The sequence below is a fragment of the Micromonospora sp. NPDC047753 genome, assembly GCF_040642735.1.
Lineage (GTDB): Bacteria > Actinomycetota > Actinomycetes > Mycobacteriales > Micromonosporaceae > Micromonospora.
The window spans coordinates 1-16,292 of sequence record NZ_JBEYSL010000014.1; the positions used below are offsets into that span (position 1 = coordinate 1).

The 16,292-nt window shown below is 69.2% G+C and carries 17 protein-coding genes and 1 pseudogene; 7 read left to right on the forward strand and 11 right to left on the reverse strand.

The window, feature by feature from the left end; all coding sequences use genetic code 11:
• Positions 1–211 (forward strand): annotated as a pseudogene (locus ABZ749_RS02505) (glycogen debranching protein); the annotation flags it as partial.
• Between the two features lie 10 nt (positions 212–221).
• Here the strand turns inward: ABZ749_RS02505 and ABZ749_RS02510 are convergent.
• The gene (locus ABZ749_RS02510) at positions 222–1,235 is read right to left on the reverse strand and encodes a LacI family DNA-binding transcriptional regulator (RefSeq protein WP_355006944.1); all 1,014 of its coding nucleotides are present in this window, start codon (positions 1,233–1,235) and stop codon (positions 222–224) included.
• 205 nt (positions 1,236–1,440) lie between these two features.
• Between ABZ749_RS02510 and ABZ749_RS02515 the strand changes: the two genes are divergently transcribed.
• The gene (locus tag ABZ749_RS02515) at positions 1,441–2,919 is read left to right on the forward strand and encodes an arabinofuranosidase catalytic domain-containing protein (protein WP_357222027.1); all 1,479 of its coding nucleotides are present in this window, start codon (positions 1,441–1,443) and stop codon (positions 2,917–2,919) included.
• Between the two features lie 65 nt (positions 2,920–2,984).
• Here ABZ749_RS02515 and ABZ749_RS02520 read toward each other — a convergent pair whose 3' ends face one another.
• Positions 2,985–3,545 (reverse strand): alpha/beta fold hydrolase, encoded by a 561-nt coding sequence (locus tag ABZ749_RS02520; RefSeq protein WP_357222029.1) that lies wholly within the window; start codon positions 3,543–3,545, stop codon positions 2,985–2,987.
• Between the two features lie 92 nt (positions 3,546–3,637).
• Between ABZ749_RS02520 and ABZ749_RS02525 the strand changes: the two genes are divergently transcribed.
• Positions 3,638–4,228, forward strand: coding sequence for a VanZ family protein (locus ABZ749_RS02525; protein WP_357222031.1), 591 nt, complete (start codon positions 3,638–3,640; stop codon positions 4,226–4,228).
• A gap of 7 nt (positions 4,229–4,235) precedes the next feature.
• On the opposite strand, the gene ABZ749_RS02530 is transcribed toward ABZ749_RS02525, so the two are convergent.
• The 3 genes from ABZ749_RS02530 to ABZ749_RS02540 are packed head-to-tail and all read right to left on the reverse strand — an operon-like array spanning position 4,236 to position 6,617.
• Complete coding sequence (locus tag ABZ749_RS02530; protein WP_357222033.1) at positions 4,236–5,015, reverse strand: MerR family transcriptional regulator; 780 nt, start codon at positions 5,013–5,015, stop codon at positions 4,236–4,238.
• A gap of 46 nt (positions 5,016–5,061) precedes the next feature.
• Positions 5,062–5,823, reverse strand: coding sequence for an ABC transporter permease (locus ABZ749_RS02535; RefSeq protein WP_357222035.1), 762 nt, complete (start codon positions 5,821–5,823; stop codon positions 5,062–5,064).
• Positions 5,820–6,617, reverse strand: coding sequence for an ATP-binding cassette domain-containing protein (locus ABZ749_RS02540; RefSeq protein ID WP_357222037.1), 798 nt, complete (start codon positions 6,615–6,617; stop codon positions 5,820–5,822). The genes ABZ749_RS02535 and ABZ749_RS02540 overlap by 4 nt, the downstream gene beginning before the upstream one ends.
• Before the next feature lie 179 nt (positions 6,618–6,796).
• On the opposite strand from ABZ749_RS02540, the gene ABZ749_RS02545 reads away from it, so the two are divergent.
• On the forward strand, positions 6,797–8,251 hold the full coding sequence (locus ABZ749_RS02545; RefSeq protein ID WP_357222039.1) for an alkaline phosphatase PhoX: 1,455 nt from the start codon (positions 6,797–6,799) through the stop codon (positions 8,249–8,251).
• A gap of 82 nt (positions 8,252–8,333) precedes the next feature.
• Here the strand turns inward: ABZ749_RS02545 and ABZ749_RS02550 are convergent, their stop codons facing one another.
• From ABZ749_RS02550 to ABZ749_RS02565, 4 genes are all read right to left on the reverse strand, one after another.
• Positions 8,334–8,750: a VOC family protein gene (locus ABZ749_RS02550; RefSeq protein ID WP_357222041.1), complete on the reverse strand. Its 417-nt coding sequence runs from the start codon at positions 8,748–8,750 to the stop codon at positions 8,334–8,336.
• A gap of 126 nt (positions 8,751–8,876) precedes the next feature.
• Positions 8,877–9,089 carry a hypothetical protein gene (locus ABZ749_RS02555; protein ID WP_357222043.1) on the reverse strand — a complete coding sequence of 71 codons (213 nt, stop codon included), beginning with the start codon at positions 9,087–9,089 and terminating at the stop codon, positions 8,877–8,879.
• A gap of 65 nt (positions 9,090–9,154) precedes the next feature.
• The gene (locus ABZ749_RS02560; protein WP_355006953.1) at positions 9,155–9,529 is read right to left on the reverse strand and encodes a cupin domain-containing protein; all 375 of its coding nucleotides are present in this window, start codon (positions 9,527–9,529) and stop codon (positions 9,155–9,157) included.
• A gap of 119 nt (positions 9,530–9,648) precedes the next feature.
• Entirely contained in the window at positions 9,649–10,146 is a 498-nt protein-coding gene (locus tag ABZ749_RS02565; protein WP_357222045.1) for a YcxB family protein, read from the reverse strand.
• Between the two features lie 93 nt (positions 10,147–10,239).
• Between ABZ749_RS02565 and ABZ749_RS02570 the strand changes: the two genes are divergently transcribed.
• The 3 genes from ABZ749_RS02570 to ABZ749_RS02580 all read left to right on the forward strand — a co-directional run bounded on the left by ABZ749_RS02570 (position 10,240) and on the right by ABZ749_RS02580 (position 13,385).
• Positions 10,240–11,199 (forward strand): PaaX family transcriptional regulator C-terminal domain-containing protein, encoded by a 960-nt coding sequence (locus ABZ749_RS02570; RefSeq protein ID WP_357222047.1) that lies wholly within the window; start codon positions 10,240–10,242, stop codon positions 11,197–11,199.
• Between the two features lie 283 nt (positions 11,200–11,482).
• Positions 11,483–12,703: a cellulose binding domain-containing protein gene (locus ABZ749_RS02575; protein ID WP_357222049.1), complete on the forward strand. Its 1,221-nt coding sequence runs from the start codon at positions 11,483–11,485 to the stop codon at positions 12,701–12,703.
• A 91-nt stretch (positions 12,704–12,794) separates the two neighbouring features.
• Positions 12,795–13,385 carry a DinB family protein gene (locus ABZ749_RS02580; protein ID WP_357222051.1) on the forward strand — a complete coding sequence of 197 codons (591 nt, stop codon included), beginning with the start codon at positions 12,795–12,797 and terminating at the stop codon, positions 13,383–13,385.
• Positions 13,386–13,795: 410 nt separating this feature from the next.
• Here ABZ749_RS02580 and ABZ749_RS02585 read toward each other — a convergent pair whose 3' ends face one another.
• Together ABZ749_RS02585 and ABZ749_RS02590 are read right to left on the reverse strand one after the other, a co-directional pair.
• Positions 13,796–15,166, reverse strand: coding sequence for a serine hydrolase domain-containing protein (locus tag ABZ749_RS02585; RefSeq protein ID WP_357222053.1), 1,371 nt, complete (start codon positions 15,164–15,166; stop codon positions 13,796–13,798).
• A 42-nt stretch (positions 15,167–15,208) separates the two neighbouring features.
• Positions 15,209–16,246 carry a serine hydrolase gene (locus ABZ749_RS02590; protein ID WP_357222055.1) on the reverse strand — a complete coding sequence of 346 codons (1,038 nt, stop codon included), beginning with the start codon at positions 16,244–16,246 and terminating at the stop codon, positions 15,209–15,211.
• Between the last annotated feature and the right edge of the window lie 46 nt (positions 16,247–16,292).

Consider the following 16,292-nt stretch of genomic DNA (forward strand, 5'->3'; position numbering starts at 1 on the left):
GGTCGAGGACGGCCTGCGCCGGGCCGGGCAGACCAGGATCGCCGACGACATCAGTCGGCGGTTCCTCGCGCTGTGTGAGAAGTCCGGCTTCGCGGAGAACTTCGACGCCGAGACCGGCACCGGGCTGCGGGACCGCGCCTACACCTGGACCGCCAGCAGCTATCTCATCCTCGCCGCCGCCCAGGAGGAGCGGCGTGTCAGGGGCGGGTAGCCGGGTCGGATCAGCGGCCCCGGACCGGGCCGGTGCTGGACCTCAACGAGATGGGCGGGCTGTAGAGGCGGTGTCGTGGCACGGCGCCGGGAGCCGCGATGATCTCCAGAAGTAGCGACACCGCCTCGGCGCCCATCTCGACCATCGGCACGTCGGCGGCGGTCAGCGGCGGGCGGAAATCCTCCGCCCAGTGCTGCGCGGCGACTCCGGTGACGGAGAAGTCGCGTGGCACGGACAGCCCGGCGCCTGTCAACGCCCGCTGCATTCCGGGCAGTGCGGCCTCGTTGATGGTGGCCACCGCCGTGACCTCCGGGTGCGTCGCGAGCAGTTGCTCCATACACGCCTCGCCGGAGGCGGTGTCGTCGCCGCTGCAGACCTCCACGCCGGTCAACCCCCGCTCGGCCGCCGCCGTGCGGAAGCCGGTCAGCGCGCGATGACTGGGGCCGTACCCGGCGGCCACCAACTCGGCCGACCGGTTCACGAGTGCCACGTGCCGGTGCCCCAGGTCGGCCAGGTGCTGCACGCACCGGGCGATCAGCCCGGCGTAGTCGATGTCGATCCAGCTCATCCCGTGCGGCTCGGCGGTCCGCCCGATGGTGACGAACGGCAGCCCGGCCTTGGTCAGCCGGGTCACCCGGTCATCCGCCAACCGGATCTCCATGAGGACCACGCCGTCCACCCGGCGCCCGGTGACGATGCGTTCGAACGACCGGTCATGGTCGCCACCGGAGGGGGACAGCAGCACGTCGAGGTCGTGGCGGGCGGCGGCTTCGACGACGCTGGCGACGAAGCCGAGCTGCATGTCGGTCAACCGCTGACTCGCCGGCGGGATGACCAGCCCGAGGGTGCGGGTGCGCCCCTCCTTGAGAGCACGGGCGCTGGCGTTCGGCCGGTAGTCCAACTCGTCGATGACCGACTGGATCCGTTGCCGGGTCGCCGCGGACACGCTGCGTTTTCCGCTGAGCACGTAGGAAACGGTGCTGCGGGACACCCCCGCCCGGCGAGCGATCTCCCCGATGTTCATCAATCGCCCTCGAATCGACTTTTGCCCCGACACGGGGACGCACCTTGCTCCGCTGACCAGCATATCCGTCCTCAGGCTCATCGATCGATGACCAACGTGTGCCAACTAGCGTCAATAGATGGACGACCATTAATGTCACAGGTATGACGTGTGACGTCAATTCCATCGCCACACCTCACCCCCACCACGCACCCGAAAGGATCCGATGAACGTGCAGAGAAAGCTGGGTCGCCTGATGGCCGCCGCCGGGACCCTGTTGGTCCTCGTCGTCGGCGCCGGCGCCTACGTGGTCTCGGACGCCCCTGGCGTCGCCCACGCCGCCGGCACCGGTCCGTGTGACATCTACGCCTCCGGCGGCACGCCGTGCGTGGCCGCGCACAGCACCACCCGCGCGCTGTACGGCGCGTACAACGGCCCGCTCTACCAGGTCCGACGATCGTCGGACAACACCACCCGCGACGTCGGCGTGCTCAGCGAGGGCGGCTACGCCAACGCCGCCACCCAGGACACGTTCTGCGCCAACACCAACTGCGTCATCACGATCATCTACGACCAGTCCGGCCGCAACAACCGCCTCACCCAGGCTCCCCCCGGCGGCTTCGCCGGCCCCGCCCCCGGCGGTTGGGACAACCTCGCCGACGCGAAGGCGGCCCCGGTCACCGTCGGCGGGCAGAAGGCGTACGGCGTCTACATCGCCCCCGGCACCGGCTACCGCAACAACAACACCAACGGTGTCGCGACCGGCGACCAGCCCGAGGGCATCTACGCGGTCGTCGACGGCACGCACTACAACCAGTGGTGCTGCTTCGACTACGGCAACGCGCAGACCAACAGCCTCGCCGACGAACGCGCCATCATGGAGACCGTCTACTTCGGCGCCAACAAGCAGTGGGGCTACGGGGCCGGGGCCGGTCCCTGGATCATGGCCGACCTGGAGTGGGGGCTGTTCTCCGGCGTCAACGCCGGCTACAACAACATCGCGTCGATCAACCACCGCTTCGTCACCGCCATGGTCAAGGGCGAGCCGAACCACTGGGCGATCCGGGGCGGGAACGCCCAGTCGGGCAGCCTGACGACCTACTTCGACGGGCCACGCCCCAACGGCTACCACCCGATGAAGAAGGAGGGCGCCATCCTGCTCGGCATCGGCGGTGACAACAGCATCACCGGTCGCGGCACCTTCTTCGAGGGCGTACTGACCTCCGGATACCCGACGGCGGCCACCGAGAACGCCGTCCAGGCCAACATCAACGCCGCCGCCTACGCGCCGACCGGCGGCGGCAACCCGCAACAGAACGTCCAGGTGGTGGGCGGCCAGTCCAGCCGCTGCGTCGACGTGCCGAACGCCAGCACCACGAACGGCACCCAGGTCCAGCTCTGGGACTGCATCGGCAACAGCACCGCGCAGCGCTGGACCTACACCGCTGGCAAACAACTCCAGGTGTACGGCAACAAGTGCCTGGACGCTTCCGGCCGCGGCACCACCAACGGCACCCAGGTGATCATCTGGGACTGCAACGGTCAGAACAACCAGCAGTGGAACGTCAACAGCAACGGCACCATCACCAGTGTGCAGTCCGGGCTGTGCCTCGACGCCAACGCCGCCGGCACCGCCAACGGCACCAAGATCATCCTCTGGGCCTGCAACGGCGGCACCAACCAGCAGTGGTCCACCCGTAGCTGACCCACCGCACGATTGATCGGTAGTGCCGCTCCCGCACAGCCGCCGGGGGCGGCACTACCGACGACCTAGTCGCGCCGGATCACCCTCGCCACCTCGCTCAGATCCTCGTTGAGCTGGTGATCGCGCCCGGGCAGCAGGTGCAGACGCGCCTGCGGAATGACACCGGCGTACAGGTCGGCGTGTGACGGTGGCGCGGTGTCGTCCTGGAGCCCGTGGAACACGTGCACCGGCACCCCGTACGGCAACCTCGCGCCGAGGTCGTTCGGCAGCTCGAACTCGTCACCGGCCCAGCCGCCAGGACCGACGAACGGGGCGGCGATGAGCACGATCGCGGTCAGCGCCCGCTCCGGTGGCCGTTCGGCGAGCGTGTGGACGAGGATCGTCGCGCCCACCGAGTGGCCCACCAGGACCGCGCCCTCGTCCAGGGCCGCGATCTCCCGCCGGACGGCCACGCCCCAGGTGGCGTAACTCGGGTCGTCCTCGTCGGGCATCCGCGGGTAGCGGACCTCGTACGCGTCTCCGAGTTCCCGGCGCAGGCTGTCGACCAGCTTGTCGTCCCACTCGTCGTGCACGCCGGCACCGGCCCCCTGAATCATCAGGATCTGCGGGACTCGTTCAATCGCCACGCATCCGTGTGCCCGACGTGCGGGTGCCACAAACGGGCGAACGCCCACGACGTGGGCCCGGTAGGTTTCGGGGCTGGCGAGAGCGGGGTCGGATGATCAGGGGTTGGCACGGCTGGTTCGGTACGTTCAACGGCGTCGTCCTGATCACGGTCATCGTCCTGCCGTTGGCAGTGCTGGTGGTGTGGTCCCTGGCCCGCCGCCGACGTGCCGCCGGCGCCACGTCGGCATGGCGCACATCGCTGGCCGATGTGGGCATCGTCTACGGCACGGTCCCCTGGGTATGGATGATCATGCTGCCGGGTGATCAGGCCGGCGCGGTCCCCGGCCGGGTGACAGTGGTGCCGCTGCGCGACCTGCTCACGATCTTCTCCGATGGAGGGCCGCTGACGGCGACGGTCCAGGTCGTCGGCAACCTGCTGGTCTTCGGAGCCCTGGGGTTCCTCGCGCCGCTGCGGTTCCCGGCGCTGGCGTCGGTGCCGCGCATCCTGGCTCTCGCGGCCGGCTGCTCGGTCCTGGTCGAGACCGCCCAGTACGTTCTTCGGCTCGACCGGGTGTCGTCGGTGGATGACGTCCTGCTCAACGCCGCCGGCGCCGGGCTGGCCGCGCTGGCGTCCCGCCGCTGGTGGCGCGACACCTGCACCAGCCCCGCGGATTCGCCCGCTGTGAACCACCAACAGTGCTGACAGTCGATCAGGTGGACGGCTCTGCCAGCCGCTCCAGCCGCGCCAGACCATCCCAGCCGCGCTCGCGCATCAGACTCAGCAGTCGCTTCACCCGCGGGTCCGCCTCGACGGCCAGCGCGTCCAGAAGGTCGAACGGTAGATCGTCCTTCGCCACCTCACCGAGGTCGATCTCACCGGAGCGGTATGCCTGCTCGGCGAGGCTCGCCAGGATGTCGGCGGCCTCCACCAGACACGCGTCGTCGCTGGTGTCGCTCTCGAAGATCTCCGACAGGATCCGATAGAGCCGAATGAGTTGCGGGTCGTCGAGCTGCGCGATCTTGCCGGGCATCCACTCGCGGACCCGATCGGGCCAGCGGGCCGACATCAGGATCCAGCTGTCCCGCTCACCCGCCACCACCCGCTCCGAGACGCCAATGTCCCGGAGCCGGTCGAGGTAGGCGGTCACCTCCGGCGCGAGCGCCAGACGATCCCCGGCAGCGAGTTGCGCGATCTGCTTCCGGCTGGTCTCCAGTCGTGCGATCTCGTCGCCCAGTTGCCTGTCGATCTCCTCGACCGCGGCCGCGAAGGTCGACGCGTCGGCCTCCAGCATCTGACCGATCTGGGACAGCGGCACGCCGGCGTTGGCGAGAATTCGGATCCTGATGAGGGACACCACCGCCCCTGCGCTGTACCGCCGGTAGCCCGAGGCGTCCCGCTCGGGCTCCGGCAGCAGGCCGATCTGGTGGTAGTGCCGTACCGCCCGCACCGTGACGCCGGCGTACGCCGCGAGTTGACTGATCGTCAGCATGTCCTGATCCTGCCCCTCGAGTCGCTCGGCCCCCCTCAGATCGCGCTCAGGAGATCTTGCGACGGTAGGTCAGGTTGGCGAAGAGGTAGGCCACCACGAGGATGCCGACGCACCAGGCGAGGGCGGTCCAGATGCCCGATCCGACCGGCTTCTGCGCGAAGAGGTCGCGGATCGCGTTGACGATGGCGGTCACCGGCTGGTGCTCCGCGAAGGCGCGCACCGGGCCGGGCATCGACGCGGTGGGCACGAAGGCCGAGCTGACGAACGGCAGGAAGACCAGGGGGTACGAGAAGGCGCTCGCGCCGTCCACCGACTGGGCGGTCAGGCCGGGAATGATGGCGATCCAGGTCAGCGCCAGGGTGAACAGCACCAGGATGCCGGCCACGGCGAGCCACCCCAGCACGCTCGTCCCGGTGCGGAAGCCCATGAGCAGGGCGACGAGGACGACGACGACCAACGAGATCAGGTTGGCGACCAGTGAGGTCAACACGTGCGCCCAGAGCACCGCGGATCGTGCGATCGGCATGGACTGGAACCGTTCGAAGATGCCGCCCTGCATATCCAGGAAGAGCCGGAAGGCGGTGTACGAGATGCCCGAGGCGACAGTGATGAGCAGGATGCCGGGGAGAAGATAGTTCACGTACGAGTCGGAGCCGGTCTCGATCGCGCCGCCGAAGACGTAGACGAACAGCAACATGAAGGCGATCGGCATGACGGCGGTGGTGATGATGGTGTCCGGGCTGCGGGCGATGTGGCGCAGTGAGCGTCCCAGCAGAACCGTGGTGTCGCCGAGGAAGTGCCTGTTCATCGTTGTTCCTTCTCGGTCTTGGCGCCAACGAGGGTGAGGAAGACGTCCTCGAGGGTCGGCTGCTTCTCGACGTACTCGATCTCGGCGGGTGGCAGGAGTTGCTTGAGCTCGTCGAGAGTGCCGTTCACGATGATCCGTCCCTCGTGGAGGATCCCGATCCGGTCGGCGAGTTGTTCGGCCTCGTCGAGGTACTGGGTGGTGAGCAGCACCGTCGTGCCGCCACTGGCGAGTTCCTTCACGGCCTGCCACACCTCGATGCGCGCCTCCGGGTCCAACCCGGTCGTCGGCTCGTCGAGGAAGATGACCGGCGGGTTCCCGATCAGGCTCATCGCGATGTCGAGACGGCGACGCATACCGCCGGAGTAGGTCCGTACCCGCCGGGTGCCCGCTTCGGTGAGCGAGAAGCGCCTCAGCAGGTCGTCCGCGATCGAACCGGGCTCCCTGAGGTGGCGCAGCCGGGCGACCAGGATCAGGTTCTCCCGCCCGGTGAGGATCTCGTCGACCGCCGCGAACTGCCCGGTGAGACTGACCGACTGCCGTACGTCGGCGGCCTGGGTCGCCACGTCGAAGCCGGCGACCCGGGCGGTCCCGCCGTCGGCCCGTAGGAGCGTGGCCAGGATCCTCACGACTGTGGTCTTGCCGGCACCGTTCGAGCCGAGCAGGGCGAAGATGCTGCCCCGCGCGACGTCGACGTCGACGCCACGCAGCACTTTGAGCTGCTTGAACGACTTCTCCAGACCAAGCACGTGGATCGCGGCCTGCTCGGTCTGAGCTGTTGTGTGCGAATTGCTCATGGCGGCAGCATGGAGGGTTGACGCAGCGTCAAGGTCAAGCCCGATGGCCCGGCGACGCGTGCGCGACCCTGACTCTTAACTCCGATGTCACCACCCGATCCCACTGGTGACGTGTCGCTGTCCACCCGAAGGAGTTGGCTGCCAGTCGTCGCACTTGCCTGGACCAGGAGTTGATCCACGTGCCTTCGTCTCGTCGTACCTTTCTCGCCAGTGGCGCCGCCGCCGGCGTCGGCATTGCCGTCGCGGGCGGCCTGCCGTCCCTGGCCCAGGCCAGCCCGGCCCGGCCGCACCCGCCGGTGAAGCCCGGCACTGTGCCCTTCCCGCCGCTCGTGGACGATCCCAAGGGAATTCTGGCCCTGCCCAAGGGCTTCCGTTACACGGTGGTCACCCGGACCGGTGTCACCCGGCTCGACCGCGGCCAGGGCACCACCCCGTCGGACCACGACGGCATGGCCGTCTACGACGGCGGCCACGGCCGGTACACCCTGATCCAGAACCACGAGATCGACCCAGGCGCCGAGTTCGGCGTGCCGCACGTCAAGGGCACTGTCTACGACGCGGGCGCCGTCGACGCCGGCGGTTGCACCGTGATCAAGACGGACCTCGCGGGCCGCAACCTCGGTGAGTTCGTGGCGCTCTCCGGCACCATCTCCAACTGCGCCGGCGGGCCGACTCCCTGGGGCACCTGGCTGACCTGCGAGGAGGCCGAGGACCGCGCCGGCGACACGTGGGAAGAGGGCAGCCGTTCCGGCGTCTACCAGAAGGACCACGGCTACGTCTTCGAGGTGTGGGCCGACGGCAGCGCCGACCCGAAGCCGATCAAGTGCCTGGGCCGCTACTCCCACGAGGCAGTGGCCGTCGACAAGGACCGCACCCGGGTCTACCTCTCCGAGGACGCCGACGAGCCCAACGGCCTCTTCTACCGCTGGACGGCGCCGCACGGCGTCAAGCTGGGCCCGGGCGTGCTCACCCGCCTCGCACCGAACGCCGGCGTCCTCGCCGCGATGCAGATCATCATGGATGACGGTTCGGTGCTGCCGGACGTCGCCTACCTGACCTCCGCCCAGCTGGGCCGCCCCTTCCCGGTCCGCTGGATCGAGGTGCCGGACCGCGACGCGCGCACCAGGTCGGTACGCGAGCAGTTCGCCGACGGCCAGGTCACCCGCGGACGCAAGTTCGAGGGCGTGTGGGCCACCGACGAGGGCGTGTACGTGGTCAACTCGTACGCCTGGGACGAGGGTGACCTGCCGGCGGACGCGGCACCGCACGATGGAATGGTCTGGTTCTACAACTTCAAGGACCAGACCATCCAGCTCGTGACGTACTTCCCGCACCAGACCCAGTCCGAGGAGGGCACGCCGGTCAAGTACACCGACATCACCTTCGACGGCCCGGACAACGTGACGGTCACCCCGTGGGGAAGCCTCGTGCTCGCCGAGGACGGGTCCGGCGCCTCGCACGTGCTCAGCACGATCCCGGGCGGGCCCACGTACGCGATCGCCCGTAACCAGCTCAACGACTCGGAGTTCTGCGGGCCGACCTTCAGCGCGGACGGCAAGGTGCTCTTCGTCAACATGCAGGACCCGGGCCTCACCCTGGCCATCACCGGCCCTTGGGAGAAGTACCTGGGCTGAGCGAGCCCGAATGTGAGGGCCGGGCGATCAGCCCGGCCCTCAGCAGGCTATTCCGCGCTCTGGAGACGCGCGGCGGGCGGCACTAGTCGAGGCAGAATTCGTTGCCCTCGACGTCCTGCATGTTGAGGCACGACTCGTTCTCGCCGTCGGCGAGCAACAACTGCCCGCGTACCGCGCCGAGCGGGATCAGCCGCGCGCATTCGGCCTCGAGGGCGGCCAGGCGCTCCTCGCCCACCAGCCCGGTGCCGACCCGCACGTCGAGGTGCACCCGGTTCTTGACGACCTTGCCCTCGGGCACCCGCTGGAAGTACAGGCGCGGGCCCACCCCCGACGGGTCACTGCACGCGAACCACGAACCCTGCTCGGAATTGACATCCTCCCAGGAGGCGAACCCTTCCGGGGCCGGCGGCGGAACGTACCCCAGCACCTCACACCAGAAGAGGCCGACGCGCACCGGCTCGGCGCAGTCGAATGTCACTTGTACCTGCTTGACCGACATCCGTTCACCTTATGAGTCACGCTGCCGCCGCTGTCCTCTCACCCCAGGCGCTAGGGAGCGCATCACACCCGGGGCGCCGACGACGTCATGCACGCGACGACCACGGCGGCCATGAACCCCCACACGTCAGTGCGTGGTGTGCGTCCTCGGTGTCGCCGCCGCGCCAGAGCGCTTGACCAGGACCGCTCCGCCGGCGACGAAGATGACGCCGAGGATCACCCCGACGAGGTTGCTCTGGGCCAGGCTGGAGACGACCCCCAGCACGCCCACGACGATCGCCAGTACGCCGAGGATCCGCATGGTGTAACGACCGACAGACTTCACCCGTTCATTCGTCATGGTGTGGCTTCTGCCCAGCGCGCCGATCGCGCAAACGGCGGTGATCGATGACCGGCCGTGGGTGCTCACTCCACCTTGGTGAGAAGTGGTTTCCCCTTCTCGACGACGTACGTGGCCAGTTCGACAGCGATGCCGTCGCCAACGTTGCGAGCCTGGTGGTGCACGCCGTACGGGACCGTGAGCGCGTCGCCGGGGTTGCACACCATGGGTGGCTGCCCGTCCAGCCGGTATTCGAGCGTTCCCTGCAGAACGCAGATGATCTCCTCGCCGGGGTGGAAATGCTTGAATGGCGGCGAATCGGGCGTGAACTCCACCCGAGTCTGAATGACCTCCCGCCCGGGGATGCTGAGGTCGTGCCGTTGCAGATCGATCCGCCACAGCCCTGGTGCTGATTCCACCGCTGTGGGGCTGATCCCCGCAGGTCGATCCTTGGTGCTCATGACGGCCTCCTGTGAGCCGTCGGGCCGACGGCCATTACTCGGACTGGTGCATCCCAGTCGAGAATAGGTAGCCGCGGGCGATCAGGGGCGGGGATGCCGACAGGGGGCGGCAGCCCAGTTCACCGACGGGGCAGCAGCCCTCGTTCGGACATGTGCGCGCGCAACGTCTCGGCATCCTCGGGGGACATCAGCCAGCGGGGGATCACGGTCGCCGGCATTCGGCCGACGTACACGACCCAGAAATCTCCGGCCTCGCGCACCTGGGCAACCCCGTCCCAGGCGATGCCGCCGGACTCCGAGCCGCTGCGCATCATGATGTTGTCCTCGGTGATGTCGTAGGCGCCCTCGACGGCGTAGTTACCGGAACGGCGTCGGGCGCGGGCCAGCACCCACGGCCGGTACAGCATCGACAGCACGCCGCCCACGACCAGCGCGGTCCACAGCGGCGAACTCCGCTCGCCCCACCCGAGCCCTCGCGAGACGACGAGACCGATGACCCCGACCGCCGTCAGGACCGCCCCGATGTAGCCGAATCTGCGTAGCCGGACGTTGCCGAGCGCCGCGGCCACCCGGCTCGGGTAGGCGGGATCGGCGGGGACGTCGAAACGGATCTGCACGCCAGAACGATAGTGCCTCCGCCCGCCCGGGAGAGCGCCTTGCCCCGCTCCACCTGCCAAGCCTCGGCCATCCGGGTGCGGCAGTCTGATGAGGTGAACGCCGACGACGTCCGAGTGCCCCGGGCCCAGGCGGGGTCGAGCCCGCAGCATCTGCTGACGACAGTGCTCGGCGAGTACCTCGACTCCTCCGACGCCGACCTGCCGTCGGCGGCGGTGATCGCGATTCTGCGGGAGTTCGGGATCAGCGAGTCCAGCGCCCGTGCCGCGCTGTCCCGGCTGGTCAAGCGTGGTCTCATCGCGACGCGGAGAAAGGGCCGGTCGCCGGTCTACCACCTCACACCGCAGGCGATCGCCAAGCACCGCTCCCGGATGCGGCACTTTCTGAACTTCGGCTCCCACCCGACGCCCTGGACCGGCGAATGGGTGCTGGCCTCCTTCTCCGTTCCGAACGCCGGCCAGGCGTCCCGTCATGCGCTCCGCAGGTCGTTGACCGCACTGGGTTTCGTGGGCCTGTACGACAGCGTGTGGATCCGGCCGGGATCCGACGCCTCGCCGGCGCGGGAGGCGCTTCACGCGCTGCTGCACCACGTCGAGGGTGCCCGGTGGTCGGTCCTGCACGCTCGGTTCGACGAGGAGGCGGGGCCGCACGGGCCGGCCTCCGCGTACGACCTGACGAGTCTCGCGTCCGCGTACTCGATCTTCGTCGAGCAGTACGCGGAGCTGCGGGCGGCCGCGCGCAACGGGGAGGTGGACCCGGCCCGGGCGTTGGTGGCCCGGACCTCCGCGATGGATTCCTGGCGCAAGTTCGCCGACGTCGACCCGGACCTCCCCCCGCACCTGCTGCCGCAGCCCTGGCCTCGCCAGGAGGCCAGGGAGACCTTCCTCGACGTCCACACCACGCTCGGCTCGCTCGCTCAGGCGCGCCTGGTCGAGGTGGCAACTCCGCACTGGCCGGATGCCGCCTCGTGGATCACCCACTTCCAGGCGTCGGGGGATCTTTCGCGGCCGGAGCCGACCGGCGGAAAGCACGGCAGCGGCCCCCTCGCCGGCTGACGACGTCGCGGCCGGTCAGAGCCAACAAGACATTGACACATTTCGTTGCGACAGTGATAGTAACTGCATACAGCTCCCATCGGAGCGCCTGTAGGGACCGCGGCCGGGCGGTCGCCGGCGCCGAATGAGCGGGCAGTGGCGACCGGGGGCACGGCCGCCGCACGGGCCGCGACGCGCCCACGTCGACCAGACCCGTGGCCAGCGCTGACCACCTCTCGTCGGGGCGCGAGTGACACACCCGCCGCCGCAGGGAGCGCCACCGTGACTGTTCCTGGAGGATTCAATGAGAAGGCGAGCAAAGATCTACGCGGGGCTGGCGGCCGCCATCGTCCCGGTCACCTCGGTGATCATGGCGCTCAGCGGGACACCGGCGTCCGCCGCCATCGGCGGTTCCGGCCCCTACCCCGCCGACTACGAAACCTCGGCCACCCTGGCCAACCACACCATCTTCCGGCCGCAGACCCTCCCCTCCGAACGCCTACCCATCGTCGTGTGGGGCAACGGCGGGTGCTCGGCCAACGGGCTCTCCCAGGGCAACTTCCTCCGCGAGATCGCCTCCCACGGCTTCCTCGCCATCGCCAACGGCGCCCCGAACGGATCCGGCTCCACCACCTCCCAGATGCTCACCCAGTCCATCGACTGGGCGGTCGCGGAGAACTCCCGGCAGGGCAGCAAGTACTACAACAAGATCGACACGAGCAAGGTCGCCGTCGCGGGCTTCTCCTGCGGAGGCCTGGAGGCGTACGCCGTCTCGAACGACCCGCGCGTCACCACGACCGGCATCTTCAGCAGTGGTCTGCTCAACGACGCCGACGACTACCAGCTCAGGAGACTGACCAAGCCGATCGCCTACTTCGTCGGCGGGCCCAGCGACATCGCCTACCCGAACGCCATGGACGACTGGGGCAAGCTGCCCGCCGGCCTGCCCGCCTTCATGGGCAACCTGAACGTCGGGCACGGCGGCACCTACGACCAGACCAACGGCGGGGAGTTCGGCCGGGTGGCGACCCTCTACTTCAAGTGGCGCCTGAAGGGCGACACCACCGCCGGCCGCACCTTCGCCGGCGCCGACTGCGGTCTGTGCCGCACTCAGTGGAGCGTCCAGCAGAAGAACCTGACGCTCGACGACGGCACGCCACCCACCACGCCCCCGCCCACGACGCCCCCACCCACGACGCCCCCACCCACGACGCCGCCGCCGACCGGCACGCCTGGCTGCACCGCTGTCTTCGCTGTCCAGGACCAGTGGAACGGCGGCTTCGTCGCCAACGTCAGCGTCACCGCGGGGAACGCCCCACTGACCGGCTGGCGGGTCACCCTCACCCTGCCGAGCGGCGCGTCGGTCAGCTCGCTCTGGAACGGGGTCAGCAGCGGCACCAGCGGAACCATCACGGTCGCCAACCAGAGCTACAACGGGCGACTGGCCGCAGGTCAAGCCACCAGTTTCGGCTTCCAGGGCACCGGCAGCGGCAGCGGAACCACAGCGAGTTGCGCCGGAAGCTGACGCCACGGACACGTCGAGTCGTTCGGCGGGCCGGTGCCGGTGCCCCGGCACCGGCCCGCCGACCCCCGGCGGATAGGGAAGACTGGCGCGCATGGCTGATCTGAGCGATGCGAAGGCCGCGCTGCACCACTACCTCCGGGGCAACCGCGAAGACCTCATCTGGAAGCTCGACGGGCTCAGCGAACGGGAGGTCAGGCTGCCCCGCACGGCGACCGGAAACAACCTGCTGGGCGTGGCCAAGCACTGCCTCAACGTCGAGGCCGGCTACTTCGGGCCCACCTTCGGCCGCGAGTTCCCGACGCCCGACGAGCTGGTCCCGCTGGCGGCGTTCGACGAGGACCCGCAGGCCGACTGGTACGCCCGTGAGGACGAGACGAAGGACGGGCTGATCGACCTGTACCGCCGGGTCGGGGCGTTCGCCGACCAGACGATCGAGCAGCTGCCGCTCGACGCGCCGGGGCAGGTGCCGTGGTGGCAGCCAGGTCGGCAGGACGTGACGCTACAGCGGATCATCATCCACGTGACCTGCGACCTCGCGCGCCACGCCGGGCACGCCGACATCATGCGCGAACAGCACGACACGGTGGTCGGCCTCGGGCGGAACAACAGCAACATCCCCGACGACTACGACTGGCCGGCGTATGTCAGCAAGCTGACGAAGCTTGCCGGCCAGTTCGGGTGATCGGCAAAGCTGTCGGCGTGCGAGACGACCTCAACCAGATCGAAGCGGCCTTCCGGGGCACACTCCTGGCCGGCCTGCCGATCGGGCACGGCCCGTCGGGCACCATCCGACCGCCACTACAGCGAGGACCAACAGGTCGACGAGGACGAGATCGGGTTCTACGCGCGTGGCACGACCGGCGTCGACCTGACCGACCTGGTGCCGGACGTGGTGCTGCCGACACCAGTCTCGGTGCTGGAGCGGGCGCTGTACGACCGGCTGCTCGCCGACGCCGACCTGCGCCGGTCACCTCAAGGCGCTCGCTCCGAACCTCGAACTGAGCCGATGGGAGGTCGCCGTCGCCCTGCCGGCCGGTGACGCCTGGTTCGTCCACAACCGACCCTGACCACCCGACGACGTGGCCCACCTGGCTACTCCGCTTGCTCGGTTGCTGGCCTCGCGGTCTGCGTGACCCCTTCCTGACGCAGTTCGAGGACGTAGGGCTGGTCGTCGGTCCGGACGAACCGGACCTCCAGATCGAGGTCCGGGTGTCGGTAGCGACCGTCCGAATCCGCCAGGAGGACAACCGGCTGCTGGGTCGCAGCGGCGAAGGTCAGCTGGCGGTCGGTGAACTCGATGTCGATCGGGTAGTCGTCGCGCAGCACGTAGCGGCCCGTGACGTCGGCAGGCGGCGCGGCGGTGACTCTGGTGGTGGCGTAGCGACGGTCTGCGGCGGCGCGGATGCTGACCAGCAGCTCCCAGCCATCCTCGGAGTTGGTCATCGCCGCCACCGCGGTGCCGCTGTCGGGCCACACGTAGGAGAAGCAGGTGTAGCCGACGTTCAACCCGGTGTGTCCGAAACGCCGACGCTCGGCGCGGTCGTCGAGTTCGGTACCGAGGCCGTAGCTGCCGCCAGGAATCTGCGGTGTGCACATCTGGGTGGCCAGGTCGCGGTCGAGCAGCTTCGAACCTCCCGAGGCGGCTCGGGCGATTTCGAGGTCGAGCCGGAGCAGGTCGGTCGGGGTGCTCCACAGTCCGGCCGCGGCCAGCTCCGGTTGCGTTCGCCAGCCGCCAGGAATCCTGGTGCCGCCGCCGTGGTGGCCATGCGCCACCTGATCCGGTCGCTGGTGTGGAAACTGCTGGTCGAAGCCGCTGTCGGCCATGGCCAGCGGTTCCAGCACCAGAGTTCGCAGGAGGTCCTCGAACGGGGTTCCGGTCGCGTCCACCATCAGCTGCTGGAGCACCGAGTAGTGGCTGCCCGAATACCGGAAGCGGCTACCCGGCAACAGGGTCGGCCGAACCGGTGCGGTAGTCGTCGCGCCGCCGCCTTCCAGGACCTGCAACAGCGACGGGGCGCGATGTGCGGCGTAGCCGCGGTACCAGGTGTCGGACAGCCCGGCAGTGTGTGCCAGCAGTTGGCGTACCGTGACTCCCTGCTGGTCTTCGCGGCCGGGCAGGTGCCACGAGGTGAGGTATTCGCCGATGTCGGCGTCGAGATCCAGGACACCGGCCTGGACCAGTCGCAGCGCACCGAACGCCGCGACATGCTTACTGATCGAACAGGCTGCGAAGGCGGTGCTCACGGTCACCGGACTCGACGTCCCGACCGCCATGACGCCAAACCCTGCCGCCCACACCTGCCCGCTCACGTGGCCGACGGCGATGCTGACCCCCGGCACGTCGTAGCTGCTCATCAGCTCGGGCAACGCCGCCGTGTCCGGTGAGAGCAGCCCGGACGACACCTGCCGGTCGAGCTGGCCCAGCAGCGAGACCCAGTCCTGCGGTAGATCCACGTCCTCCACGACGTCGATTCTCGACCGCGCCTACCGGCGGATCAACACCCGTTAACCGGTGGGGCTTGTGACGGTACGAGAGACTTCCCGGATCAGATCGAGCGGTTCCTCGGTCCAGTGGGAGGCGAGGACGAGCTCCCGGGCCGGGTCGACCCACAGCAGGTGTCGTCCGCCGTTGCCCCGGGCACTGCGGCCGGTCGACGGGGCTCCGGGCCACGGCACCTGCTCATCGTTGAGCCACCACAGGTAGCCGTACTCCCGTTTCACAGGGCACGGAGCCCAGGACTGGTCAACCCATTCGGCGCTGAGCAGCCGGGTCCCCGCATGGGTCCCGCGGTCCAGGAAGAGCTGCCCGATCAGGGCCAGGCCCCGGGCCGGGACGATCAGTCCCCCACCCCAGTGCGCGCCGCCGGAGACCACCTCGACCCGGCGACCGTCGAGATCGACGACGCTCGTCCGGTACCCGTGCCACGACCACCGGTCCGAGGCGCCCACCGGGTCCATGACCCGCTCCCGCAGCACCTCCGGCAGCGCCCTGCGCAACAGCAGCGTCAGCGCGTACGCGAGCAGGTTCATCCGTACGTCGTTGTACGCCCACCCCTGGCCCGGGGGTGTGCCGTGCACCTCGGTCCGCTCGCGGAAGCTCTGCGCGTCGACGCTCGTCGGCTTACCCCACAGCTCGCCCTCCCACTGGCTCGACTGTTGCAGCAGATGACGCCAGGTGATCTGCTCGTTGTGCGGTCCCCGGAACTCGGCAACGTCGACGACCTGGTGCACCGGTTGGTCCGGCACCAGCAGCCCGTCGTCGAAGGCCAGGCCGGCCACCACCGACACGACCGACTTGGTGACGCTGAACGCCATCTCCGGGACGTCCGGGTCGCCCCAGGCCGCGATTTCCCGACCACCGACCCGGACGACACCACTGGCCCCACTGGCGGCACGCAGCGGGCCGACGACCTCACGGTGGCTCGCGTCGGCGACCTGTGCGGCCAGGTAGGTCTCGATGTCGGCGGCGTCTCTGGTCCACCGGGTACCGAACTCCTGGAGGGTCCGCTCCAGCCGCTGCTGATCCACCGCCACATCACCCATGCCCAGCAGTGTCCAACACCCCCGCCGCCGGCCGGGCGAGCCGTGA

Excerpts from the sequence above, each read along its gene's own strand:
- ABZ749_RS02510 (WP_355006944.1), bottom strand. The coding sequence starts at position 1,235 with ATGAACATCGGGGAGATCGCTCGCCGGGCGGGGGTGTCCCGCAGCACC.
- ABZ749_RS02515 (WP_357222027.1), top strand. The coding sequence starts at position 1,441 with ATGAACGTGCAGAGAAAGCTGGGTCGCCTGATGGCCGCCGCCGGGACC.
- ABZ749_RS02525 (WP_357222031.1), top strand. The coding sequence starts at position 3,638 with ATGATCAGGGGTTGGCACGGCTGGTTCGGTACGTTCAACGGCGTCGTC.
- ABZ749_RS02530 (WP_357222033.1), bottom strand. The coding sequence starts at position 5,015 with ATGCTGACGATCAGTCAACTCGCGGCGTACGCCGGCGTCACGGTGCGG.
- ABZ749_RS02535 (WP_357222035.1), bottom strand. The coding sequence starts at position 5,823 with ATGAACAGGCACTTCCTCGGCGACACCACGGTTCTGCTGGGACGCTCA.
- ABZ749_RS02540 (WP_357222037.1), bottom strand. The coding sequence starts at position 6,617 with ATGAGCAATTCGCACACAACAGCTCAGACCGAGCAGGCCGCGATCCAC.
- ABZ749_RS02550 (WP_357222041.1), bottom strand. The coding sequence starts at position 8,750 with ATGTCGGTCAAGCAGGTACAAGTGACATTCGACTGCGCCGAGCCGGTG.
- ABZ749_RS02555 (WP_357222043.1), bottom strand. The coding sequence starts at position 9,089 with ATGACGAATGAACGGGTGAAGTCTGTCGGTCGTTACACCATGCGGATC.
- ABZ749_RS02560 (WP_355006953.1), bottom strand. The coding sequence starts at position 9,529 with ATGAGCACCAAGGATCGACCTGCGGGGATCAGCCCCACAGCGGTGGAA.
- ABZ749_RS02575 (WP_357222049.1), top strand. The coding sequence starts at position 11,483 with ATGAGAAGGCGAGCAAAGATCTACGCGGGGCTGGCGGCCGCCATCGTC.
- ABZ749_RS02580 (WP_357222051.1), top strand. The coding sequence starts at position 12,795 with ATGGCTGATCTGAGCGATGCGAAGGCCGCGCTGCACCACTACCTCCGG.
- ABZ749_RS02590 (WP_357222055.1), bottom strand. The coding sequence starts at position 16,246 with ATGGGTGATGTGGCGGTGGATCAGCAGCGGCTGGAGCGGACCCTCCAG.